This is a genomic window from Streptomyces changanensis, from assembly GCF_024600715.1.
Taxonomy (GTDB): Bacteria; Actinomycetota; Actinomycetes; order Streptomycetales; family Streptomycetaceae; genus Streptomyces; species Streptomyces changanensis.
In genome coordinates this window covers 6,503,220-6,525,216 of sequence record NZ_CP102332.1, presented here as the reverse complement: position 1 = coordinate 6,525,216, position 21,997 = coordinate 6,503,220, and the positions used below count along the sequence as shown (strand labels likewise).

Genomic DNA, 21,997 nt, shown 5'->3' with positions numbered 1-21,997 from the left:
CCTCACAGGGACTCGAAGGTGTCGGTGGCCGCCCGGTGCTCGCGCACGGCGCCGGTGTGGACCTCGTAGTACCAGCCGCGCAGCGTGATCCGCCCCTCGCGCAGACGTCGGGCCACGCACGGGTACGAGCGGAGCCGCAGCAGCTGCGCCAGCACGTGGTTCTGCACGGGTCCCGCGACCGTCGGGTCGTCGTCCGCGCGGTGCCCGGCGGGTGCCGGCGCCGCGTGCGCGAGCCAGTCGCGGACGGCCGGGACGGTGCTCAGGTCGTCGCCGCGCACCAGGGCGCCGACCGCGCCACAGTGCGAGTGGCCGCAGACCACTACGTCCCGTACGCCGAGCACCTCGACGGCGTACTCGATGGTGGCCGCTTCACCGGAGGGCCGTCCCGTGCCGTACGGGGGCACGATGTTGCCCGCCGTGCGCAGTTCGAAGAGCTCACCCGGACGCGCTCCGGTGATCAGGGCGGGGACGACCCGGGAGTCCGAGCAGGTGATGAACAGGACGCCGGGCGACTGGCCTTCGGCGAGTCCGGCGAACTCCTCAGGGCGCTGTCCGAACGTGCGGGCGTTGTCGATGAGGGGTTGCATGGGTGATTCCTCCTGGCGCGCGCTGACGGCGCGTCGGGCTGACGGGGGGGATGTCGGGCGGGGGCGTCGGGGTGGACGCCATCCGGGACCGGGGTGGGAAGCGGGCGACCGGGGCGCGGGCCGTCACGCCGGGTCTCGACGAGTACGGCTGCGGACCACCACCTCCCTTCACGGGGAAGCGCTGCCGCGCTTACCCAAGGAAAGTTAAAGGCAAGGTCAATGAAGAGTAATGGCGCAGGTGGGGTCGGACTGTGAAGAGTTTCTGAACGGGTGGTGTTTTCGAATGGAAACAGCCAGAAGTCGACGGAAAACCGCCCCGCGCCCGAGGCGCAGAGGGGGCGCGGTCAGTGGCGCGGGAGGTCCCCGGCGCAGCCCCCGGGGTCATCGCCGCGCCGGAGCACCGGAGTCCGCCCCCGCTCCCGCTCCCGCGGCACGGCCCGGACGGCCGTCGGGGCGGCCCGGCGCGGACCGCCGCAGCCGGTCGCACACGGCCCGGACGATGGCCGGGGCGACGGTGGTCGCGGCCGCCTTCCAGGCGACGTTGGCGTTGACCTCGCAGATGTCGAACGCTCCGTCCGGCATGAAGAGCAGGTCCACGCCGGCCACGGTGAGCCCCAAGGTCCCGGCGGCACGGCACGCCAGGTCCTCCGCCTGCGGGTACCGCCCGGGGCAGGCCGTGGCCGTCCCGCCCCGGGCGAGGTTGGCCTTCAGCCGCCGCCCCGGGGCGGTGCGCACCTGGGACCAGACGGCGCGACCGTCCACCACGACGACCCGCAGGTCCCGGCCGTGGGAGGAGGCGCGGTACTCCTGGAAGAGGTAAGGCACCTCCTGCCGGAGGCAGCCGGAGAGGTCCTCCAGGGCATCACCGGTCGGAGCGAGGAAGACCCCGTCGCCGCGGTGGCCGCGCACCGACTTGACCACGCACGGCTCGAAGGGGCTGGCCGCCACGGCGGCGGCGAGCGGCGCGTCCGCGTAGGTGACGCTGTCCGGCACGGGCAGTCCGGCGGCGGCGAGTTGCTGGAGGTGCCAGAACTTGTTCACGCAGGACAGCACGGCGTCGATCGGGTTGAGCAGCAGCGCGCCCATGGCCCGCAGGTGCCGCAACAGGGTGATCTCGCGGTCCGCGCTGAGCCGGGGGGTGGGCAGCCGGGCGTAGACGACCTCCGGCGGATCCACATGGGTGCCGGTGAGGGTGCTCAGGGTGAGCCTCCCCGAGCGGACGCCCATGACGAGGGAGCCGGTGTGCACCACGGCGAAGCCGGCGCCCAGCGCCGCGTCCAGATGGGCGGTCAGCTCGCGGGTCACGTCATCCTGGTCGAGGCGGTCGCCCAGCAGCAGCCAGGCCCGCGCCCCGGTCGACGATCCGGACGGCGACCCGGTCGACGTCCTGGACGGCGACCCCGACGGGGGTGGCGCGGAGGGGGCACCGGCCGGACCGCCGGTCGGGGAAGCGCTCTGGGCGGGGGTGGGGATCGACACGGGAACTCCCTGGGGCATCCGGACACGGCCGACGTGCTCGTGCGACCCCAGCGACAACGATCACGGCACTACGCGGGTAACTGCGGTCCCGACGCCGCCCGGACCCGTCCCCACGCGGACATGTTCCGCCCTACATGGCGCCCACCGTCGCCACCATGACGACGACGCGGAACGCCTCGCAGGACACCACCCACCCCACGCCCCCCGCCCCACGCCCCCCTCCCCGACGGCGAGCACGGCGAGTTGCTGCGCGCGCTCGCCGAGCAGCGGGAGCTACTGCTGATCGCCATCCGCGGCGTCGACGACGAGCAGGCCGCCCGGCGGACCACGGTGAGCGAACCGGCACGGGGCGGGAGCGTGAAGCCCCTGGCGTCGGGCCACCGGGTGTGGACGCAGTTCACGGTCCGGGCGGACGGCGCGCTGCCGGACGGGATGCTCGACATGGACCAGTACCGGATGGCGGGCGGCGACACGCCGGCCGGGCTGGTGGAGGAGTACGCCGCCGCGGCCCGCGCGACGGGGGAGGCGGTCGCCGCGCTGCCGGACCCGGACTGCGCGGTGCCCCCGCCCCGGACCCCGGGGTCCCCGCCGGAGACCGTCCACCGGCCCGTGCGGCGGGTCCTGCTGCACCTGCTCCGAGAGACGGCCCACCACGCGGGCCACGCCGACATCATCCGCGAGGCGCTGGACGGCGCCGACACCACCGCCCAGCGCTGACCCCGTCCGTCCCCGGCGCACCCCGGTACGACGGCGCCGCCCGGGTCGTGCGACCCGGGCGGCGCCGTGCGGCATCGGGTCCCCGGCGCGGTCCGGCCGCGCCCGGGGACCTCGGCCGCGTCACTCCGCGACGACCTCCGGGACGTAGTCGTAGGCATCCGGGGCGAACGCCACGCCCGCCCACGCGGTCAGCCCGTCGCGCTGCCGCTCGTCCAACGGGTACACGTCGACCAGGGCGTCCACGGGCATGCCGACGAGCTCGGCCGGCGACGATGAGCGTGGTGCTCGCGGCGATGGCGCGGCTGGCCTGGGGGCGGGACGGGTCAGGTCAGGTCAGGTCAGGTCAGGTCAGGTCAGGTCAGGTCAGGTCAGGTCAGAAGGCGTAGCGGACGTCCAGCCACGGGGCCTCGGCGCCGATCAGAGCGCGCAGGGTGGTGAGGGACGCGGACTTGACGGTGTTGCGGTACCGGACGTTCCGGTCGCCGTTCTGGGAGACCTTGGGCTGCTGGAGGTCGGGGCGCCACAGCAGCTCTTCGGCGCGCGGGTGCCAGTCGAGGTTCACCTCGTGGAGGCGGTCGTTGTGGGTCAGCATGATGACCTCGGCCTTTGCCTGCTCCTTGACGCGTGTCGGCAGCACGTCGTCCAGCTGACGCAGCAGGTCGGCCCAGTCCTGCTCCCAGCCCGGCCGGACCACCACGGGCGACAGGTTGAAGTGGACCTCGTACCCGGCCTCGAGGAAGTCCGCCGCCGCGCCGATGCGCCGCTCGACGGGGCTCGTGCGGATGTCGAGCGTCCGGGAGTCGGCGTGGGGCATCAGCGAGAACCTGATGCGGGTGCGGCCCTGCGGATCCAGCTCCAGCAGGTCCGGGTTGACGAACTTGGTCGCGAAGGACGCCTTGGCGGTGGGCCAGCGGCGGAACGCCTCGACGAGGTCGGCGGTGTTGTCGCAGATCAGGTCGTCCACGGAGCAGTCGCCGTTCTCCCCGATGTCGTAGACCCACGCCCGCGGGTCGCACTGGTTCGGCTCGGGCTTCGTGCCCTGGGCGGCGACGTGGCGGCCGAGGTGGCGGACGACCTGCTCGACGTTGGTGAAGACCGTGATGGGGTTGGCGTACCCCTTGCGGCGCGGCACGTAGCAGTACGCGCACGCCATCGCGCACCCGTTGCTCAGCCCGGGGGCGATCCAGTCCGCCGACCGGCCGTTGGGGCGCGTGGTGAGGGAGGAGCGCTCGCCGAGGACGAGCGTCTGGCGCTTGACCCGCACCCACCGCTCCACGTTGCCCTCGTTGCCGTGGAGGTGGGGGATGCGCCAGTGCGAGTCCGTTTCCAGCACGCGGGCCTCGGGGAAGCGGGCGATGATCTGCCGGCCCCGGTGCGAGGCGGCCGCCGCGGGTTCGGCGTGGATCTCGGTCACGTCGAGCATCCGACGGGCCTCCGGCGAGTCCCGGAAGGCGCGGCGCCGCGCCGTTCCCGCGTCACCGGGCCGAGCGGCCGCCGCCAGCTCGTCGACGGAGAACAGTTCCTCCTGGCCGTCGTCCGCGCCGTTGGGGGGTTGCCGCATGACCACGGGGGAGCTCCGATGCCGGGGGGCGGAGGGCAGGACGCGCGGCCGCCGCCGCAGGGTCCGCCCGCGCTCGCACCGGGAATGGGCGAGCCACTCCCTACTGTACGAAATCGGACACGCTGACGGAGGGGCTCCGGCATCACCCGGGGCGTGGCGGGGAGCGGACGGAAGGGCGGCGCGGCGCTCCCCGGCGCCAGGCCCGGGGCGGGCCGGGAGCGCGCACCTGCGTGCTCTCCCCACTCCCCCGCTGCCCCGTACCCCTCCCGGCGCCCCTTCCCGTCCCGGGACGGGCGTGTCCCAGCAGGTCAGAGGGTCGGGATCCCGAGTTCGGTGAAGCGGCCGGGACCCGCTTGTCCGGCTTCCGGCGGGCTGCTCCCATGATGCTCACCGCCCCCAGCGGCCCGGATCGCCGGGCTTCAGCCCTGGACGGCGGCTCGCCCGAGCAGGGGCCTCCTCCTGGGAAGGCGCCCCCGCGGCGCCGGTGGCCGACCAGCCCGGCGCCGTCACGGACGGCAGCACACCCGCCTCACCGGCGGCCCGGCCACGGGGCCGGGCCGCCCCACCCATCCGTCCGGCCGGCAGTCGACCTGCCCGGAAGAAGGAGCACACCCATGAACGCAACCTCGCTCGCCCCGACCCACCGCGCCTCCGCCGAGGACCGTCCCACCCGCCCGGCCCGGCGTCTGCGCAGGCAAGAACGTGTCGGTGAACGTCCACACCAGGGGCCAGTACCACGTGCGCCGGCACAGAGGACTCGACCACCACCCCTTGTCCGCGTCCTGCGCTGCTCGTCGTCTTGAGCGGCGCTGCGGGGCGGCGCACGGAGCACGAAGGGCGTAGGAGTGGAAGCGTGCACCTCTCACCGCCGATCGAGCCGATGCCGGCCCGTCCCGCTACCGCCCTTCCGGCACCCGGGGCGAGGCCCATGCTATTCGAGCAGAAGGCCGACGGGTTCCATGTGCTTGTGTTCACCGGACCGCAGCCGTACCTCCAGTCCAGGCGCGGCGCCGATCTCGGCCCGGCCTTCCCGGAGCTCGTCCGGGCCGCGGCCGCCGCGGCGAGCGGCCGCGCGTCGTCGCTCGACGTCGAAGCAGTCCTCGACGCCGAGCTCGCCGTGTGGAGAGCGGACGGCCTCGACTTACCCACGCTGCAGGAACGGGCCCGGCGCCGGGGCGCCACGGCCGGGAAAGCGGCATCGGAGCGGCCGGCCCACCTGATCGTCTTCGACGTGCTCGAGATGTCCGGTGCTCAGGTCGGGAAACGAGGAAGCGCCCGGCCGGCAGATTCATGGCGCGTCGGCCGTGGTAGAAACAGTGACCGGTGGGTACCCAGGAGCGCGAACGTAAGGTGTACCGGCCGCTGCGGCGGGCCGGCCTCGAGGTGATCCCGAACGCCGTGCCGGACAGCACGATGCCGTTTGTCGGCGGATACCGTGCCGAGGACATCGTCGGCGGATTCTCCCACCGGTACGACACCCCGCGGCTCGTCGAGCGGCTCAATCAGGACTGGTACGACCTCGCCCGATCCTCGGGCCTTCTCGACCACCAGCGCGAGTTCCTCGTCCAGCTTCCACAGGGGACCCGGACGCACCAAGCGGCCCTGCGAGACCTGCACGGCGGTAGCCCCGCGCCCGCGGTCTGGACCCGGGTGCGGCTCCTGGACCGCTGGGACCTCATGGGCCGGGGCGCGGCATCGGCGTTCCTCGGTGTATTTGCGGGCCACCCGGGCTTCGCCATGATGGCGCTCGACGGCAGCGTGTACGTCCATGCCTCGACAGGCGAGATCGACGTCAATGTGCTCGCGGTGGGCCACCCGGACCGCTCGGAGAACGTCCTGCAGTATCTGGAATGGATCACGCTTCACGAAAGCCCCTACGTCAACCGCGAGTTCAGGCAGCGGATCGCGGTCTGGCTTGCGGGCCGCGCAGGGAGCCTCGACCCCTCAGACCGCTGACACGGAGCCCGTTGTCGAAGAGCTGAAACATCTCTGCCGCATCTCCGAACGACTCACGGAGCGCGGAGCCTTTGGACCAGAGAACCTGCGCGATCTTCAGGCCGTCGGCCGTCGCCCCGGCAAGATCGATGGCGCCTGCCGCGTCGGCCTCCGGGCAAACGCCCTGGCCACATATCCGGCGTGGGGAGGTAGAGCAGCGGCAGCACCTCGGCAAATCTTCGGCGACTTGGGCACCAAGGTGGCAGGACCGGAGGAGAACCGCTTGTGTTCGCCGGTGGTCCCGTCGACGCGCTTGTCGCTCACCCGCGGAGCCTTCACCTCGGTTGTTGATCGAGCCCGTGATCACGGCAGGGAAGGACCGGCACCGTTCGGTCAGCGGCCACCAGGGCGCCTACGCGATGCGGGAGATCGTGAACGCGATCCTCTACCAGGGTCGAACCGGCTGGCAGTGGGCCTGCCTCCCGCACGACCTGCCGCCGAAGAGCACGACGTACTACTACTTCGCCGCCTGGCGGGACGACGGGACTGACCAGGTCATCCACGAGCTCCTGCGCTGCCAGGTCCGTGAGCGGGCGCGCCGATCAGAGGACCCGACCCTGGTGGTGCTGGACACCCAGAGTGTCCACGCGGCCGCCGGGGTCCCCGCCGCCACGACTGGCCGGGATCCGGCGAAACGGGTGCCGGGCCGGAAGCGGGTGCCGGGCCGGAAGCGGGGCCTGGCCGTGGACGTGCTCGGCCTGGTCATCGCCGTCAACGTGCCGGCCGCGAGCGCGCACGACAACGCCGCGGGCATCGCCCTGCTGGAACAGGCCGCAGAGAACGCCGGCGGCACCGTCGAGAAGGCGCTGGTGGACCAGGGCTTCAAAACACAGGTCATTGCGCACGGCGACCGCCTGGGCATCGACGTCGAGATCGTCGAGCGCAACCCGCGGGAGACGGGGTTCGTCCCGCTGCGGAAGCGGTGGAGGGTGGAGCAGACCTACGGGATCCTGATTGCACCGACGCCTGGTCCGCGACTACGAGCACCGCCCTGCCTCCTCCGCCTCCTGGGTCCAGTGGGCGATGACCCACGTCATGGCCCGCCGCCTCACCGGTGCGAACACCCCGACCTGGCGCGAGGCGCAGGCGGTGAGCGCGTGAACATCCAGCCCCTGCTCGACGCGCTCGGCATCCAGGAGGACGCCGCCCGGACTCTGGCCGACGACCTCCGCACCCAGATCAGTGAACTGCAGACCCGGCTACGGGAGGCCGAAACCCACCTCGACCACCTCGCGATCACCCGGAAGGCCGCCTCCGCTCCCGCCACCGGCTCCCGGCCGTCCCGCCGGACCTGCCCGAGCACCCGGACTACCCCCGCATCCTCGGCGTCTTCAACGATGCGACCGGACCACTGCGGGCCCGGGACGTGTGCGAAGCACTCGGCCCCGAACTGCTGCCGCAGAACATCGAGGGCACCCGCGCCAAGCTGAAACGCCTGGTCACGCTCGACATCCTCACCGAGGTCGACGCCTGCGGCTTCATCAGGAAGCAGTGACCGCCGAGCACCGCGACCAGCAGCCCCACACCAGCCCGAATTCTGCTGTGTCTGTTCCCGCGGCCCGCACGACGCTAGCGTCGAGCCTCATGATCGTATGGCTCAACGGCACCCATGGCGCGGGCAAGACGACGACCAGTGCATTGGTGCAGCAGCTGATCCCGGATTCACGGGTGTTCGACGCCGAGAAGGTAGGCGAGACACTCATGGACATCACGCCGGGGCTGCCCGCGACGGACAACTTCCAGCACTGGCCGCCATGGCGGCCGCTCGTGGTCGAGACCGCCCGACGTGTTCTCGACTACACCGGCGGCACTCTGGTGATTCCCATGACCGTCCTGGTCGAGCAGTACTGGCACGAGATCAGCTCGGGCCTTGCTCAGCATGCCATTCCACTCCGGCACTTCGTCCTCCATGCCGACCAGGACACCCTCCGCGGACGCATCGCGGGCGACACCGTTCTTGGCCCCGACTCCCCATTCCGTCTCCAATACCTTGAGCCCTACGCCGAGGCGGCCCGCACGTGGCTACACGCCGAGGCCGAGGTCGTCGACACCACACACCTCACACCCGCCCAGGCCGCCCTGCAGATCGCAGAGGCCATCAAGAGTCGAGGAAGAACAAGCTGCCGGCGTCAAGCCCCGCAGGCACCATGAAGCCTGCCTAGGTGACAACCAGCGTGCTTCGGCTCAACCGGGCCAAGAGCTGTCCCGTGACTACGAGTCGTCCCGTAACTCCACGAGGCTGAAGGTCATACCATGTCAGGGTCAGTGCCGATGGCGCCGACCGAGCGAAGCGAACGCCCGAGGTCTCCGCTGAGGATGCGAGGGTGTCGCCGCCACCACCACAGGTCGGGTCCGGGCAACCTGTGGAACTGCTCGAGCGCCTGGCCGTCGTCGTCGACGGTCGCCGCCTCGTACCGGTCGTCCAAAGCTTTGCTCTGCGGGGTCCAGAGCTGCACGACGCCGGCGCGGCGACTCAAAGATCATTCACGGGACAGCCCTTGGTACTGCAGCCGCAGTTGCTGTGACCCGCGACTACCAGACCGATCGCTCAAGCCTGTTGACCCGCTGGAGCAAGTTGCTGCTACACAAGCTCGAACCTGACCGGCGCCACGGATGGTAGGGAGATTGTGTCGCCCTCAGCGAGACCTCGGGGGTCCTCGTGATCGACGGGCAGCACGATCAACATCGTGTGAGGCCGCGGCAGCCACCCAACGTCTTGAGGCGGATCGCAATACCCGATGTCGATCACCCGTACCAACTGCTCGGGAATACCCACGCCGCAGCTGTCGCCCGCAGATAGCGTCCAGGGGGCAGGATCGGTCTGGAAGAGGCTGAGCCGAGACTCGGAGGAGCCTTGCTTGCGCGGGATGGCGTACTGTCCGTTCCACCGGACTTCAGAGTCAGGATCGATCTGCTCCCATGGCCAGACGATGGACACGTTCCAGTCTGAGATCTCGACCACCCGTGTAGGGGTGAAGGCACAGCTGACACGCAGGATGTCGCCCACCTTGATCGTCTCGTCGTTCATGATCGCCCTGTCGCTCCCTGCCACGTGTGAACTGCACCGTAGCGCGCGGTTGGCGTGGAGCGGCTTCGTGCGGGAGCTGCGATGGGGTGAGAGATCACGGGCCTTAGACGTCATTTCAGTTGGCTAGTCGGCGGTGACATATGAGGGTCGCGGCGATGGCTGTGAAGGCGAGGAAGTGTTCCGGCTTGCGTTCGTAGCGGCGGTGGAGACGGCGGCAGCCGGACAGCCAGGACATGGTCCGCTCCACGACCCAGCGGTGCCGGCCCAGCCGCTGGGACGACTCGATGCCCTTGCGGGCAAGTCGGTGCCGGATGCCGCGGGAAGCGAGCCATCGCCGCAGGTTCTGGTAGTCGTAGCCCTTGTCACCGTGCAGCTTGCCGGGCCGCCGGCGTCGAGGGCCGCGACGCGAGCGGATGGGCGGGATGCCGCACACCAGCGGGATGAGGGCCTGGCTGTCGTGGAGATTGGCGGCGGAGATGCCGATCGACAGGGGCAGGCCCTGGCGGTCGACGATGAGGTGGATTTTCGATCCCTTCTTGCCACGGTCGGTCGGATTCGGTCCCGTCAGCTGCCCCCTTTGAGGGCCCGGACGCTGACCGAGTCGATCGCGCACCGCGACCAGTCCAGCTCACCCCGGGCACCGAGTTCATCCAGGACCAGGCGGTGAAGTTTGGCCCACACCCTGGCCTCGGTCCACTCGGTGAACCGGCGGAAGGCTGTCACGCCCGACAGTCCGAAGCCTGGTGGCAGTTGATTCCAGGTGCAGCCTGAGGTGGCCACGAAGATGATCGCGGCCAGCACCTCGCGGTCACCTCGCCGCCGGTGCCCACCACCCTGGGGGCGGACCGGCGCCGGCGGCACCACCCGCTGGAACAACGTCCACAGGTCTTCCGGCGCCATCCGCTCGACAAGCGCAGCAGTCATCACCCCAGACTGCCGCAAGATCATGCCAACTGAAATGACGTCTTAATACTGCAGCCACAGTTGTGGGGAAGCAGTGGCCACGGCGGCGGTAGTGGCTGAGGCGGGCTCGGTGCTGGTGACTGCGTCGTCAGCGTGACCAGTGCAGGATGTGTACGGCCTCGTGCCGGAGGCGTGGACGACCTTGGCCGGCAGGCGGCTGATCTCGCTCACACTCAGTCGGATCCGTCGTGGTTGCCTCCCCCTTTTTGGCCGGTGATGACCCGCAGCGCGGTCAGGTGGGCGACGGCCGCGAGGGCCAGGGTGATGTGCCCTCAGTCCCGTCCACGATCAACACGCTGTCGTCCGCGGCGAGATGCTCCACCACGAAGGACCGGACCTCGCAACGGACCGCGTCCGCGTCCCAGTCGGCCTGGTTCAACAACCGCTGCATGCAGTCCGGACACCGCTCGACGGCCTGCTCGGCGAGAGTCCAGCCTAGGGCGTATATCGAAAGTGGATCTTGGGGCGCGAATGATCACCGTTCATGGGTCGGGGAGATCTCACGGACGAGCAGTGGGCAGTGCTGGAGCCGCTGCTGCCGAAGGGCACGAAGGCGGGTCGGCCGCCCGTCTGGCCTCGGCGGCAGCTGATCGACGGCATACGGTTCCGGGTCCGGACCGGAGTTCCGTGGCGGGATGTGCCCACCGAGACGGGCTGTGGAGCCGGGTCTACGACCTGTTCCGCCGATGGCAGCGGAACGGCACCTGGCACCGCATCCTCAGCCGGCTCCAGTCCCTGGCCGATGCGAAAGGCGCGATCACGTGGGACCTGAGCGTCGACTCCACCGTGTGCCGCGCCCATCAGTACGCGGCAGGGGCACGCAAGCAGAGCGACCTGCAGAAGGAACCACCGGACGGCATCTTCACCGAGCCCGGAGATCACGGGCTGGGACGCTCGCGCGGCGGATTCACCACCGAACTCCGCCTGGCTGTCGAGCAGGGCCAGAAGCCCATGGCGATCGTGATCACGGCCGGGCAGCGCGGTGACTCACCGCAGTTCGAACCCGTACTGGCAAAGGTCCTCGTACCCCGCATCGGGCCGTGCCGGCCACGCGTCCGCCCCGATCGCGTGCGGGCTGACAAGGCGTACGCCTCCCGCAGAACCGCGCCTACCTACGCCACCGCGGGATCCGCTGCACCATCCCCGACAAGACCGACCAGGCACGCAACCGCCAGAAGCTCGGCTCCCGCGGTGGCCGACCACCGCGCTTCGACCCGGCCGACTACCGCGAGCGTCACGCGGTCGAGTGCGGAATCAACCGCCTCAAGAGGAACCGCGCCGTTGCCACGCGATACGACAAGCTCGCCGTCCGCTACGAGGCCACTGTCCTCGTAGCGGCCATCAACGAGTGGCTGTGACCTTCGGTCGTCACACGATGCGTTCCTTCTGTCCGGACTCCGGGAGCCCGGAGAAAGACATGGGCAGCTCTGGCTGGGCAGCGAGCGACCCAGCCAGGGCTACGGAGCCGTGTGCGATACCGTCTTGCTCGCCGGGCCACCTCAGCAAGACGCGGCAGCTGAATTTGAAATTCTGCCACTCGAAGTGCCGGTCGCGTACGCCACATGTTTTGTCGATGCCCCAGCAGGGCATGGAACACCCACAGAAACGCTAAAGCTGCCACCGACCGCGACGGTTGTCGTACTATTGTCTGCTGTCGATTGACCGCCATTCACAAATTGCGTTGTGGATGTAATGTTGATTGCGATTGTCTCGTCCCCCACGAAGTTATTACCGAAAACGCGAAGAGCGTTGAACGCTCCTGCAGTCAGCGTCAATTCGACGCCAACAGCGGCTTGTGCGGGCGTTCCACCGCCTCCCCCCGAGGTTCCACCGCCTCCCCCCGGATGGGGGCCCACGATGTGCAGGCTATCCAGTAGCTGGATGAGAGAGCGCGTGGAGATCGGAGCCGACAGGTCAAGGCGGCGACACAATTCGCGGACATTTCCATCGGGGTTATATTGCGGCAACACGCCTCTATCGCGAGCGCTATGGATTGCAGTTCGCAGTCTAGGCATGGCAATTTCCTCGTCAATTGTTCCCATTTGTCGCGTCTGTCGACACAGCAGATCGTTGATGCGAAGCGCTACTGCGGCCTTCGTTCACTCGAGTTCACATCTCAAGGAGCCGGCCTGTTGGGATGGTGGCCGGGTCAAGGGGATGCCAGCAAGTTAGATCCGGTCAGGCAAGGCCGACGAGGACGAGAACCAACCCTGTGCCCGATTCCAGGGGGGTCAGTGCTTTCCCGAGGACGGCGCCAAAGGCTGCGTCTCTGTCGACGGCGGCTATCGCATGACCTGGAGTCGAGGACGTCGTAAGGAGGTTGCCAACACGGATGGGCCGAGAAGAGGCATCCGCCTGGCACCAGACCTTGCCTGTGACAGCGACAGCCGATCGGCGAGCTCCTTCGCTTCCTTCGCGCGGGCGACGATCGAGGACGAGAGCCGGGGCGCGGTCCCCCGCGCCGGCGACGGCACCCGCCACGCTGGTGTCGTAGTCGTGTTTGCACGGCGCTAGCGACCCACCACTGTCCAGGACCACGACCGTGCCCGGGCCGATCTCGGCAGGGCCGCCTACTTGCTCAGAGACATCGAATTCTTCGGCTACATCTCCACCCGTCAGGATCAAGTCGCCGGTGACCTCAACGTCTCCCTGGAATACACCCGCCTTGCCCCCGCCCGGGTTGGTCAGAGCGACTGCGAATATGCCGTTGCGGCCCCTGGCGTATACGCCGGTGCCACCGTTGTCGTTGACGCCCGCCACGCCTGCCTTAGCGGCAATCTTGCCCACCCCAATGACGCCGTCTTCGGTATCGCTTACCCCGTAGACACCGTTCCCGGCTTTCCCTTCTCCCGCTACGCCGGTCCGCCCCCTGCCGTACAGGCCGTTTCCGCCGTGGTCGCTGACTCCGGCGACGCCGGATTTGGCGGCGGATTCGGTCAGTCCCAGAACACCGTCACCTCCCTTTCCGTGTCCCCACACACCGTTGAGGCCGCGGCCGTATAGTCCGTTGCCGCCGTTTTCGTCGACACCGGCAACGCCAGCCTTCCGGTGGCCTGACTGACTCCGAGAACTCCGTCATCCGTGTCGCTCGTTCCAAATACCTTCGCCATGACTGCTCCCCGTCCTGGTGTAGTTGGCTGGAATTGTCTACGCAGTTGTTGATTGTTGGGACCTGCGCTGTCGTCATGAGACAGCTCCGTCAAGTACTGCACCGCCTCGTGACCCACGGATAGGCGCAGGGAAATCGGTACCGGCATTCGTGAGCGGATAGGTTCCGCATAGGTCCGAATCTCACGGAGGTGAGTGGACGTGGCTGCGATACACCAGAAGCAGTAGATAATGTTGCCCAGCCTGAGCAGCGGCTGAAGATCGCAGCGAGAACGCAAGGGGGAGTTCCCCGAGAAGACGAGGCGGAGGGAGCCCTCAGCTATCGAGGGAGGGCGACCTGCGTCTAGTTCCAGACCGGCTGGCGAAGGGAACTGCCGCTTCCATGCACAAAGCCGGGAATGTGATGCATTTCCTGCTCCAATTCTCACCCCCTAAGCCCGGCAGGCGCAAGTTGGAAAGCCAAGGGTAACCGGGAGGAGCGGGTCCACGCAGGGCTGCGTCGTTCTCGCGAGGTGTCCTGGTTCCCCAGGTGCTGCCCAGGGTGGTCAGGGGTCAACTGTCGCCGCGTCCACACCTGCGGACGGCCCGGCTTGACGCCCCGCGGCAGCAGCGGCTCAAGCCGGGCCCACTGGCCATTCGTCAAAACCCCACGTCCCACGGGACCTGATCACCGACGAACAAGATCCACTTTCGCAACAGCCCCTAGTCCGCTTGGTTCGGATCTAGCGAGGCTTGTCATACTTCCCGAATGGAGATGCAAGCCGTGGAGGCGGCACGGCGTTGGCTGGCTCATCAGGGCGTCAGCCAGGTGCGCGACGGGTGGGTGAGCGACGAGAAGCCGGACGTGTTGCTCACAGCCAACCATGTGGCACATTCCTTGGCCGGCGATGTGTTTGCCGAAGACCTGGATGCAGCTGACCAGGTGCGGTTGGCCTTCGGGCTGCTGGATCTCCTTAACGAATACTGGGTCACGTGCGAGATCCGGTTCGCGAACGAAAGTGCGGAAGGCAGCCATCGCGGAAGTGGTGTGGTCCTCGAACCAGTCCACCCACAGCGAGTAGACGACGGCCTCGGCGTCCCGGTCCGCCTCCAACCGCAGACGGTAGCCGTCCCACAGCACGTCGGCCGGTAGGGCGATCGGAAGCCCTGGTCCGCCGAGCCCGTCGGGTTCTGGAGTGTTCGGGACCGGTGCGCTGGACGGTGAAGGAGCCGACGTACGGCACAGCCGTGCGGCTGCCCGTCCTGCACTCAGCCCTCTTCCGCGGTCTTCGGGCGAGCTTCCACGACGTCTACGGCGACCTGGAACCGGCTGCCGCACTGGCTCTCCTCCACCAGCTGAATCTCCCCACGAACACGCAGCACCTTGCTGAACTGCGCCATGTACTCGCCGCGGGGCACAAGAACCACTACCGCAGCCCCGGCGCCTGGGAGGATGCGGTTCGTTCCTGCTCATGAGTCGTGGGTCTGGCAGTCCAGAGAAGGATGCCACCGACGTAGAGTCCGGCTGTGTAGACGGTCGCCGTCCTTTCATGGCGAGTGGCGATGCCACGCCACTGCTTCCATCGGTTGATGCACCACTCGACGGTGTTGCGTTGCTTGTACGTCTCGCGGCCGAAGGCTGGTGGCCTGCCTCCCCGGCTCCCTCGACGCAAGCGGTGAGCGCGCTGGTCGGCCGGGACCGGGATGACCGTGCGGATGCCGCGCTTGCGCAGAGATGATGGCGGATGGCGCGGGCGGAGGTACGCCTTGTCGCCCAGGATCATGTCCGGGGTGGTGCGGGGTCGTCCAGCAGCGCGGGGAAGACGGAGACGAGCCATCACGTCGGTAACGACGGGCGCGTTCCCGGCCGGGCCGGGGGGTGAGGACGAAAGCCAAAGGACGGCATCGGCCGTCTGCCGCGTTGGAGGCATGGCGGCGCTGGTGGCAGTACCGCAGCTTCTGACTCAGGCTGCAGGCACTGAGCACGTTCGTCCGTACCCGGCTGTGCGCCTTCGGCAGTACGCCGACATGCCAGCGCGTGCGCGGCCTCCACCACCTGTTCCGGCACCTGCGGTGTGACCTCAGTAAGAAACAGCTCCATGACGCCGATGGTGTCGCCGACGTTCGTCAGTGGGGCCAGCACCCGCTGCCCCTGCCCGTCGTCCGGCACCCGCACGGTACGCAGGACCTCGTCGTAGACGCCGCTGTCGGAGAGGGGGATCCGCTCGGCGCGGTCTTCCGGAGGTGGCCGGCGGTGTCATGGGCCCGCAGCAAGCCCGGCCCAAGATGTCGGCATATCAGAAACGACACATACCCCGCGCGGACCCGGGTCCCGCAGGTTACGCGCGACGACGAGATCGAGGAGTCCACCGGCGCGGCAGCCTCCGTCGCCACCAGCACCTCAGCCAGCCCGATCCGGTCACGCGCCACACAGCCTCCAAGGTCGCGGGCCCTACCTCCCGCGAGACGACACATGTGGCGCGCTCGTGTGCGTGGGAAACTCTCACCCTGGCCCCTGCACCATGACCTGTGCCGAGGTGAACTGTGATCCCTCGGGAATGGATCTCGATGCTCCGGTGCTGTCGTAGGTGGATCAAGTCGGGGGCTGGACCCAGCTACCCCGGCTGCTGTTGCGTTTTTTGAGGGAGTGTCAGCAATGCCCGTTACACAGCCCGCTACCGAGCGTGTGCGCGTCTCCGCGGAGCACGACTGGTACGAGTCGGCCGGCATCTCGCTCGGCATTCGAGTCGGGAATTTGGTCTTCACATCGGGGCAGGCGCCCATTGACGCCCAGGGGGCCACGGTCGGCGCCGGGGATTTCGAGACGCAAGCTCGTCAGGCACTCGCGAATCTGTCGACGGTCCTGACGAACGCGGGCTCCAGCCTCGCCGACGTGGTCAAGGCGACTGTGTTCGTCACCGACATCGCACAGCAGGGCATCTTCGCCAAGCTGCGCGCGGAGCACTTCCCGGACAAGCCCCACCTCGCGGAGTCGTTCGTGGAGGTCTCCTCACTCGCCGACCCTGAGTGGATGATCGAGATCGAGGCAATCGGGCTCGTCCGGTGAACCTGAGCAATACGGACTCCTCGGTGGGGCAGGAGTCAAACCGTCGGCGTAGTGCTGCGACGGCCACCATGCCGTGAAAGATGTAGGTGTCGAACCCTGCCGGCCCACCGCCGGCGCTGCCACGGCGCCTACGGTGGGCCACTGCTCCCGGTACTCGGGGGGATAGTGTCCTTGATCTGCCGACGGCGCAAATAGCGACGATTGCGGCGTGATGGCTAAGAGTCGTCCCGTAATCCTGTAAGGCTGAGGGTCAGGCCGTGCCCGGGGCAGTGCCGATGGCGCCGGCCGAGCGAAGCGAACGCCCGAGGTCTCCGGTGAGGATGCGGGGGTGTCGCCGCCACCACCACAGGTCGGGGCCGGGGAGCCTGTGGAACTGGTCGAGTGCCATGCCGTCGTCGTCGATGGTCGCGGCCTTGTACCGGTCGTCCAGAGCTTTGATCTGTGGGGTCCAGAGCTGCACGATGTGGTCGTCCAGCAGGAGCCACGCCTCGTGCAGCCAGTTTCGGCAGTAGAGGTCGTTGGTGTACTCGTGGATGTAGTCGCCGTAGCCGCGCTCGATGTCGCTTGTCAGGGCGGCCCACGCATCCACCATTTCAGCGACCGTGAATGCCGTCCGCCAGCCGCGCTGGTGCAACAGTTCTCCGACCTCGGTTTCCGTAGCCACGGGTGGAGGTTCTCATGCCGAATCCGTCCGGGCGACTGAGTTGTGTCCAGCCAGAGGCAGGAGGGCCAAGATGAGACGATCTTGCCGTGGCCGGTGTGATCACGGCGTCGGAACCGTCCTGGATAGCCCCGTTCACCGGGCTGAAGCCGCGGCAGTTCGGCAAGCTGGTGACCGTGCTGCGCCGTGAGGGTGCGGACGCGGTCCGCACGGGCCGGCCGTGGAGCCTCCCGCTGGAGGACCGAGCCTTGCTGGTGGCCGCGTACTGGCGCACGAACCTCACCATGCGGCAGCCCGCGCCGCTGTTCGGGGTCTCGAAGTCGGCAGCGAGCCGGATCATCGACCACCTCGGGCCGATGCTCGCTCTCCAGCCCCGCAAGCGGTTCGCCAAGGACACCGTACTCATCGTGGACGGCACCCTGGTCCCCACCCGCGACCACACCATCGCCGAGCGGTCGGAGAACTACCGGTACTCCACCAACCACCAGATCGTCATCGACGCCGACACCCGCCTGGTCGTCGTGGTCGGCCGACCGCTCGCCGGGAACCGCAACGACTGCAAGGCATGGGAGGAATCCGGCGCCAAAGCAGCCGTCGGCGAGACCCTCACGATCGCCGACGGCGGCCACCCAGGCACCGGACTCGTCATCGCCCACCGCCGCAAGCACGGCCAGATCCGACTCCCGGACTCGAAAGAGGAACACAACAAGTCCCACAAGCAGGTCCGAGCCCGCGTCGAGCACGTATTCGCCCGGATGAAGACCGGGAAGACCCTCCCTGACTGCCGACTCAAGGGCGACGGCGTCCACCACGCCATGCTCGGCATCGCCCGCATGCCCAACCTCGCCCTCGCCGGACAGCCCTCAGGTCGTGTCCGCGGAGGGGATCGCTCATTGCTTGGTTCGTGGTGCGCCGGCATGAACAGACAGATGGGTCGCGGGCGTTGAACGCTCCGTTGCCGGCGGCGGGCCGGATGGGCAGGCCTGTGCGGGACCGGCGCCAGGTCGTCAACGGGATCTTGTGGAAGATGTCCACCGGGGCTACCTGGCGTGACCTGCCCGAACGCTGCGGGCCGTGGAAGACGGCCTACGAACGCTTCCGGCACTGGTCCGCCGACGGCACCGGGGACCGCCTCCTGGCCCACGTCCAGCAGCACTCCCACGCCGTCGGGCAGGTGGACCGGACCGGGGCGTCCCCGGACCCGCCCGACCGCGTCGTCACCGACAAGCCGGGTGGCCCGGGCTGCGTACGGCTGCTGCACGGTGCAGGCCGCGTCCTCTCGACGCGGGCGCGCAGGGAGCGTACGGGACTCGTTTCGCGTGACCGTCAGCTCGCCCGCCTCGTCGGGGTGACCAGCACCAGGGGGATCTTCCGGGTGGTCGCGGTGCGGTAGGCCGCGTACGAGGGCATCGCGTCCACCACCGCCGGCCACAGGCGGGCCGATTCTGACGCCGTGGCCGGGAAGGTGGCCCCGCCGACCTGGAGGGTGACCTCCGGGATGGCCAGCAGGTTCAGGTACCAGGAGGGGTGGCGGTCCGCGCCTGCGTTGGACGCCGTGAGGACGTACGCATCCCCATCCCGGACGTACGCCAGCGCCGTGCGGCGCAGCAGGCCGGACCTGCGGCCCCGGGTGGTCAGGAGCAGGTCGGCCACCCCGGGGCGGGGGTGGCCGCCGGTCTCCTCGAAGCGGCGGATGTGGTCAGCGACCCAGGGGGTCGGGTTGTCGTGGATCGTGTCGGTCATGCGGCGGACACTCCCGCGTGGGTCCGGTGCAGAGTCGGGAATTCGGCCTGGTCCAGCAGCGCGCGAGCGAAGTCCCCGTACGTGATCCGGCTGTCGGCGGCTGCCGGAGCGAGCACGTACCTGCCCGAGGGCTCGCCCTCATGGTCGAAGTCCCCCGCCGGGCTCAGTACCGCCCAGTCCAGCGCCTCCGGTGCGGCCGCCCGCAGGGCCTCGGTGCCGGCGCCATGGCCGACGTAGAACTCCCGCCACTCCTGTGGGTATCCGGGAGTATCCGTCAGCAAGTCGCCGGACGCGGTGGGCAGTACGGATGCCAGCCCGACCGACACCAGCCGCTTCACCCCGGCCGCCGGGAGCCCCTCCGCGAGGGCGCGGGCCACGGCTGGGAAGAACTCGCCGGGGGGCGCCCCGGGGTCGTACACGGCGACGATCGCCGCATCGTGCCCGACCGCGAGCCGTGCTACGGCCGCCGGGTCCGTCACGTTCCCCTCGGTCCGCCCGGCCGCCGTGACCTCGTGGCCCCGCCTGCGAGCCTCCGCCACGGCCGCCCGGCCGACCCGGCCGCCCGCGCCGAAGACGATGATTTTGCTGCTCTTTGCTTCCATGGGCAGGAGCGTAGGCCGAGGGCTGGTTTCCGACCGGATACCTCCCTACGGTGTGGATCATGACGAAGCCGCAGGCTGAACGGACCCCTTTGGATCCCGAGATGTTCGACCCCGTCTGCCCGTCCCCGCTGGTGCCGTTCCGCGTGGGCGACAAGTGGGCCGCGCTGATTCTGCGCTGCCTGCAGGACGGCCCGCGCCGATTCTCGGAGCTCAAGGTCCCGCTGCGTGGCGTCACAGCCAAGTCGCTGAGCCAGTCCCTGCGGAGGCTGCAACGGGACGGTTTCGTCGTACGGGAGGAGTACGAGGGCACGGAGCACCGTGTCGAGTACGCCCTGACCCCACTCGGCCGGGGCCTGCTGGGCCCGCTGGACGCAGCCTGCGAATGGACGCGGGAGCACTGGGACGAGCTGATCGACGCGCAGGAGGCAAGCCTTTCGGGGTCGGCTGATGTTCCAGCGCATCCTGTTCGTCCTGCATACCGTGATCGCATGGGACCACCTGCCGCACAAGCCGGGCTTCAGCTCGGGCATGACATGCCGGCGGCGCCTGGCCGAGTGGACTGAGGCCGGCGTGTGGCCCCGGCTTCGCGAAGCGGTTTCACCTTGGTCCGCCTCGTCCTGGTCGGCGAGGACGGGCGCGCCTGGACCCGGCCGACGAGGGATCGTCCTGACCGGCTTCCGCCCCGACCTGTCCTTCCTGGACGAGCTGCGCCTGGGCCTCGACGAACGCCCCAGGCGCCCGTCGAGCCAGTGCTGTGACCGGATTGGTTCGCCGCGTTGGTCGTTGCTTCCCGGCCTGCGATGCGCTCGGGTGGAATCGGCCTGGCCTGCCTGGACCTTCTGAGGACGGGAGACCGTCCCCGCCTGCTCAGTCGTCACGACGGGACTTCGTTGTCCAGGTGGCCACGGCTCGCTCGCGCAAGCTCGGGCAGCCCCTCACCTGCAGATTCTCCCAGGAGCAGGACGGGCCACTGTCGCAGCGCACAGGGCTCAGCCAGGCGCTCGCCAAGCTTGGCGTGTGGGAAGGCCCCGGGCGCCGAACTTCCGTGGCGGGCGGGCGCGTTGCGCAGTGCCATGGCCTGGAAGAAACGCGGTGTCGATCCGTGTTGCCTCCTGTGACGGACACCGTGATCCACAGCGCCTGCGAGGAGATATCGAGCATGACCGAGATCAGTACGGGCGACGGCCTGGTCACTTACATCAATGTCTTCACCGTCGCTCCCGAGAATCAGCAACGTCTCATCGAGCTGCTCCAGTACATGGCGCGGGAGGTCATGCCGAAGCAACCTGGCTATGTGCAAGCCAATATTCACCGGGGTCTTGAGGGCACTCGAGTGGCCAACTACAACCAGTGGCGCTCGCAAGCGGATCTGGCGGCCGCGCGCGAAGACGCCGACGTGCGGGCGTGCATGGAGCAAGTACTGAAGATCGCGACGCTCGACCTCGTACCGTACGAGGTCGTGTCGGTACACCGACCGTAGGTTCCTGGCCGGGAGGTTGTTCAGACTGCTGTTTGTGCTGTGGTCTGCCGCCCCAGCGGATGTTCCTCTCGCTGCGGATGCGGGCGCGTTCCTTGCCGGGCGGCGAGTACGCCGAGGTGGCGGGCGTCGGCGTTGCGCCGGCGCGGACGGCGGTGCAGGGCGCGAGCCTGCGCGGGATGGCTGCGGTAGGTGGGAGTGGGCCAGGGTGAACTGCCGCAGCGGGCCGACCTCGGCTTCACCCGCCAGACCTCTCAGGACGTCCCCCGCACGCCGGCCGGCCTTCCCGTCCACGCCACCTCGGTCCTCATCGGCGACGAGCACTACGACAACGAGCGCCTCGACAGCCGAACCCCTTGCGGGTTCCGCCGGCTGTGCCGGTCCCTTCTCGTTCTCGGGAGTCATCCGGGGCCGGCGGCGACCGGTACGGCGGCCTGAGGTCCGCTGACAGGCCCTGGCGCTGCTCCCCGGACGATGCCGGCAGGACGGGACCTGGCCGTCGGTCACTTCATCACCGACCGCCGCTGCTGAGGCTTGGGTACGACCCGCCGTATCGACGTCACAGGAGCCGGGCGAAGATCCGCGCCCCGTTGTGGAACGTGAGGGTGAGGCCTCTGACTGCCGGGGTCGCGTCCGGCCGGGTCGACCACCGCTCGATCGCCGCGACCTCCGGGCACTGCGCGCCCGCCAGCACGGCGGCGCGCCGGCTACCGGCTCGTCCGTGAAGGTGTCGCGCTTCGCCCCCTCGGGCAGCTGCCCGGTAAACTGCCACCTCGCCTCACGGCCACCGGCACCCGGCGTGATCCCGACACCGAACGGATGCCGGGTGTCGCCCGCCTCCGCCAAGGTGTGCACACGGGCGGCCCGGGGCCGGACGGTGGTGACGACGAACTCGGTGAAGCGGACAGGGCGCATGCGCTTGCCCTTCCGCGTGGGAGGGAGCGGCCAGTGCGCGAGGAGGGAGACCTCGACCCCGGCCCCCCGTACCCGGCTGCGGGCAGGAGGCCAGGGCGGGTGGAACCAGCACACC

General features: G+C 69.2%; 21 protein-coding genes and 8 pseudogenes. 15 read left to right on the top strand and 14 right to left on the bottom strand.

The window, feature by feature from the left end:
• Positions 1-2: 2 nt before the first annotated feature.
• Both NRO40_RS28640 and NRO40_RS28635 read right to left on the bottom strand, forming a co-directional pair.
• On the bottom strand, positions 3-587 hold the full coding sequence (locus tag NRO40_RS28640) for a carbonic anhydrase (RefSeq protein WP_058941995.1): 585 nt from the start codon (positions 585-587) through the stop codon (positions 3-5).
• 381 nt (positions 588-968) lie between these two features.
• Positions 969-2,066, bottom strand: a complete 1,098-nt coding sequence (locus tag NRO40_RS28635; protein WP_058941996.1) for a RimK family alpha-L-glutamate ligase — start codon at positions 2,064-2,066, stop codon at positions 969-971.
• Between the two features lie 243 nt (positions 2,067-2,309).
• Here NRO40_RS28635 and NRO40_RS28630 point away from each other — a divergent pair, with 243 nt between their 5' ends.
• A complete protein-coding gene (locus NRO40_RS28630) occupies positions 2,310-2,783 on the top strand; it encodes a mycothiol transferase (RefSeq protein WP_058941997.1) in 474 nt (157 codons plus the stop codon).
• Positions 2,784-2,903: 120 nt separating this feature from the next.
• Here NRO40_RS28630 and NRO40_RS28625 read toward each other — a convergent pair whose 3' ends face one another.
• Complete coding sequence (locus tag NRO40_RS28625; protein ID WP_257375547.1) at positions 2,904-3,032, bottom strand: hypothetical protein; 129 nt, start codon at positions 3,030-3,032, stop codon at positions 2,904-2,906.
• Positions 3,033-3,156: 124 nt separating this feature from the next.
• Complete coding sequence (locus tag NRO40_RS28620; protein WP_058942012.1) at positions 3,157-4,344, bottom strand: spore photoproduct lyase family protein; 1,188 nt, start codon at positions 4,342-4,344, stop codon at positions 3,157-3,159.
• Between the two features lie 880 nt (positions 4,345-5,224).
• On the opposite strand from NRO40_RS28620, the gene NRO40_RS28615 reads away from it, so the two are divergent.
• Positions 5,225-5,731, top strand: coding sequence for an ATP-dependent DNA ligase (locus NRO40_RS28615; protein ID WP_257375588.1), 507 nt, complete (start codon positions 5,225-5,227; stop codon positions 5,729-5,731).
• Positions 5,668-6,300: a hypothetical protein gene (locus NRO40_RS28610; protein ID WP_058941998.1), complete on the top strand. Its 633-nt coding sequence runs from the start codon at positions 5,668-5,670 to the stop codon at positions 6,298-6,300. Before NRO40_RS28615 ends, NRO40_RS28610 begins: the two co-directional genes overlap by 64 nt.
• A gap of 185 nt (positions 6,301-6,485) precedes the next feature.
• Here the strand turns inward: NRO40_RS28610 and NRO40_RS30970 are convergent.
• Positions 6,486-6,636, bottom strand: a pseudogene (locus NRO40_RS30970) (IS256 family transposase); the annotation flags it as partial.
• On the opposite strand from NRO40_RS30970, the pseudogene NRO40_RS28605 reads away from it, so the two are divergent.
• The 3 genes and pseudogenes from NRO40_RS28605 (at position 6,624) to NRO40_RS28595 (ending at position 8,490) form a co-directional block, all read left to right on the top strand.
• Positions 6,624-7,440 (top strand): annotated as a pseudogene (locus NRO40_RS28605) (IS5 family transposase). The pseudogenes NRO40_RS30970 and NRO40_RS28605 overlap by 13 nt on opposite strands.
• Positions 7,441-7,705: 265 nt before the next feature.
• A complete protein-coding gene (locus NRO40_RS28600; RefSeq protein WP_257375546.1) occupies positions 7,706-7,834 on the top strand; it encodes a hypothetical protein in 129 nt (42 codons plus the stop codon).
• An 89-nt stretch (positions 7,835-7,923) separates the two neighbouring features.
• Positions 7,924-8,490, top strand: coding sequence for a P-loop NTPase family protein (locus NRO40_RS28595; protein ID WP_058942013.1), 567 nt, complete (start codon positions 7,924-7,926; stop codon positions 8,488-8,490).
• Between the two features lie 430 nt (positions 8,491-8,920).
• Here the strand turns inward: NRO40_RS28595 and NRO40_RS28590 are convergent, their stop codons facing one another.
• The 3 genes and pseudogenes from NRO40_RS28590 to NRO40_RS30965 all read right to left on the bottom strand — a co-directional run.
• Positions 8,921-9,367 (bottom strand): hypothetical protein, encoded by a 447-nt coding sequence (locus tag NRO40_RS28590; protein ID WP_157901827.1) that lies wholly within the window; start codon positions 9,365-9,367, stop codon positions 8,921-8,923.
• A gap of 115 nt (positions 9,368-9,482) precedes the next feature.
• Positions 9,483-10,291, bottom strand: a protein-coding gene (locus NRO40_RS28585) for an IS5 family transposase (protein ID WP_107115276.1) whose coding sequence is annotated in 2 segments (ribosomal slippage) — positions 9,483-9,941 and positions 9,944-10,291 — 807 coding nt in all. Because the reading frame shifts where the segments join, the coding sequence is not laid out codon by codon here.
• A 313-nt stretch (positions 10,292-10,604) separates the two neighbouring features.
• Positions 10,605-10,766 (bottom strand): annotated as a pseudogene (locus NRO40_RS30965) (IS701 family transposase); the annotation flags it as partial.
• Positions 10,767-10,814: 48 nt separating this feature from the next.
• Between NRO40_RS30965 and NRO40_RS28575 the strand changes: the two are divergent.
• Positions 10,815-11,688, top strand: a pseudogene (locus NRO40_RS28575) (IS5 family transposase).
• A gap of 820 nt (positions 11,689-12,508) precedes the next feature.
• Here NRO40_RS28575 and NRO40_RS28570 read toward each other — a convergent pair.
• Positions 12,509-13,309, bottom strand: a complete 801-nt coding sequence (locus NRO40_RS28570; RefSeq protein WP_157901886.1) for a hypothetical protein — start codon at positions 13,307-13,309, stop codon at positions 12,509-12,511.
• Between the two features lie 877 nt (positions 13,310-14,186).
• Here NRO40_RS28570 and NRO40_RS28565 point away from each other — a divergent pair.
• Entirely contained in the window at positions 14,187-14,570 is a 384-nt protein-coding gene (locus NRO40_RS28565; RefSeq protein WP_257375545.1) for a hypothetical protein, read from the top strand.
• 116 nt (positions 14,571-14,686) lie between these two features.
• Here the strand turns inward: NRO40_RS28565 and NRO40_RS28560 are convergent, their stop codons facing one another.
• Both NRO40_RS28560 and NRO40_RS30890 read right to left on the bottom strand, forming a co-directional pair.
• Entirely contained in the window at positions 14,687-14,818 is a 132-nt protein-coding gene (locus NRO40_RS28560; RefSeq protein ID WP_257375544.1) for a hypothetical protein, read from the bottom strand.
• Positions 14,819-14,844: 26 nt separating this feature from the next.
• Positions 14,845-15,201, bottom strand: a complete 357-nt coding sequence (locus tag NRO40_RS30890) for a transposase (protein WP_157901888.1) — start codon at positions 15,199-15,201, stop codon at positions 14,845-14,847.
• An 872-nt stretch (positions 15,202-16,073) separates the two neighbouring features.
• Between NRO40_RS30890 and NRO40_RS28555 the strand changes: the two genes are divergently transcribed.
• Positions 16,074-16,484, top strand: a complete 411-nt coding sequence (locus NRO40_RS28555; RefSeq protein WP_058942965.1) for a RidA family protein — start codon at positions 16,074-16,076, stop codon at positions 16,482-16,484.
• Between the two features lie 250 nt (positions 16,485-16,734).
• Here the strand turns inward: NRO40_RS28555 and NRO40_RS28545 are convergent, their stop codons facing one another.
• Complete coding sequence (locus NRO40_RS28545; protein WP_058942966.1) at positions 16,735-17,148, bottom strand: hypothetical protein; 414 nt, start codon at positions 17,146-17,148, stop codon at positions 16,735-16,737.
• Positions 17,149-17,234: 86 nt separating this feature from the next.
• On the opposite strand from NRO40_RS28545, the pseudogene NRO40_RS28540 reads away from it, so the two are divergent.
• Both NRO40_RS28540 and NRO40_RS28535 read left to right on the top strand, forming a co-directional pair.
• A pseudogene (locus tag NRO40_RS28540) lies at positions 17,235-18,002 on the top strand (transposase); the annotation flags it as partial.
• An 86-nt stretch (positions 18,003-18,088) separates the two neighbouring features.
• Positions 18,089-18,331: pseudogene (locus tag NRO40_RS28535) on the top strand (transposase); the annotation flags it as partial.
• A 140-nt stretch (positions 18,332-18,471) separates the two neighbouring features.
• Here the strand turns inward: NRO40_RS28535 and NRO40_RS28530 are convergent.
• Both NRO40_RS28530 and NRO40_RS28525 read right to left on the bottom strand, forming a co-directional pair.
• Entirely contained in the window at positions 18,472-18,888 is a 417-nt protein-coding gene (locus NRO40_RS28530; RefSeq protein ID WP_058942968.1) for a nitroreductase/quinone reductase family protein, read from the bottom strand.
• The gene (locus NRO40_RS28525; RefSeq protein WP_058942969.1) at positions 18,885-19,490 is read right to left on the bottom strand and encodes an NAD(P)-dependent oxidoreductase; all 606 of its coding nucleotides are present in this window, start codon (positions 19,488-19,490) and stop codon (positions 18,885-18,887) included. The genes NRO40_RS28530 and NRO40_RS28525 overlap by 4 nt, the downstream gene beginning before the upstream one ends.
• Positions 19,491-19,549: 59 nt before the next feature.
• Here NRO40_RS28525 and NRO40_RS28520 point away from each other — a divergent pair.
• The 4 genes and pseudogenes from NRO40_RS28520 to NRO40_RS28505 form a co-directional block, all read left to right on the top strand.
• Positions 19,550-19,882 (top strand): annotated as a pseudogene (locus NRO40_RS28520) (winged helix-turn-helix transcriptional regulator); the annotation flags it as partial.
• Positions 19,883-19,937: 55 nt separating this feature from the next.
• Positions 19,938-20,015: pseudogene (locus NRO40_RS30885) on the top strand (hypothetical protein); the annotation flags it as partial.
• 634 nt (positions 20,016-20,649) lie between these two features.
• Complete coding sequence (locus NRO40_RS28510) at positions 20,650-20,970, top strand: antibiotic biosynthesis monooxygenase family protein (RefSeq protein ID WP_079047184.1); 321 nt, start codon at positions 20,650-20,652, stop codon at positions 20,968-20,970.
• Positions 20,971-21,159: 189 nt separating this feature from the next.
• Entirely contained in the window at positions 21,160-21,405 is a 246-nt protein-coding gene (locus NRO40_RS28505; protein WP_257375543.1) for a hypothetical protein, read from the top strand.
• The last annotated feature ends 592 nt before the right edge of the window (positions 21,406-21,997 follow it).

What these genes read in the sequence shown, in the direction of transcription:
- NRO40_RS28640 (WP_058941995.1), bottom strand. Translation starts at nt 587, where the DNA reads ATGCAACCCCTCATCGACAACGCCCGCACGTTCGGACAGCGCCCTGAG.
- NRO40_RS28625 (WP_257375547.1), bottom strand. Translation starts at nt 3,032, where the DNA reads ATGCCCGTGGACGCCCTGGTCGACGTGTACCCGTTGGACGAGCGGCAG.
- NRO40_RS28620 (WP_058942012.1), bottom strand. Translation starts at nt 4,344, where the DNA reads ATGCGGCAACCCCCCAACGGCGCGGACGACGGCCAGGAGGAACTGTTC.
- NRO40_RS28615 (WP_257375588.1), top strand. Translation starts at nt 5,225, where the DNA reads ATGCCGGCCCGTCCCGCTACCGCCCTTCCGGCACCCGGGGCGAGGCCC.
- NRO40_RS28595 (WP_058942013.1), top strand. Translation starts at nt 7,924, where the DNA reads ATGATCGTATGGCTCAACGGCACCCATGGCGCGGGCAAGACGACGACC.
- NRO40_RS28590 (WP_157901827.1), bottom strand. Translation starts at nt 9,367, where the DNA reads ATGAACGACGAGACGATCAAGGTGGGCGACATCCTGCGTGTCAGCTGT.
- NRO40_RS28565 (WP_257375545.1), top strand. Translation starts at nt 14,187, where the DNA reads ATGGAGATGCAAGCCGTGGAGGCGGCACGGCGTTGGCTGGCTCATCAG.
- NRO40_RS28560 (WP_257375544.1), bottom strand. Translation starts at nt 14,818, where the DNA reads ATGGCGCAGTTCAGCAAGGTGCTGCGTGTTCGTGGGGAGATTCAGCTG.
- NRO40_RS30890 (WP_157901888.1), bottom strand. Translation starts at nt 15,201, where the DNA reads ATGATCCTGGGCGACAAGGCGTACCTCCGCCCGCGCCATCCGCCATCA.
- NRO40_RS28555 (WP_058942965.1), top strand. Translation starts at nt 16,074, where the DNA reads ATGCCCGTTACACAGCCCGCTACCGAGCGTGTGCGCGTCTCCGCGGAG.
- NRO40_RS28530 (WP_058942968.1), bottom strand. Translation starts at nt 18,888, where the DNA reads ATGACCGACACGATCCACGACAACCCGACCCCCTGGGTCGCTGACCAC.
- NRO40_RS28525 (WP_058942969.1), bottom strand. Translation starts at nt 19,490, where the DNA reads ATGGAAGCAAAGAGCAGCAAAATCATCGTCTTCGGCGCGGGCGGCCGG.
- NRO40_RS28510 (WP_079047184.1), top strand. Translation starts at nt 20,650, where the DNA reads ATGACCGAGATCAGTACGGGCGACGGCCTGGTCACTTACATCAATGTC.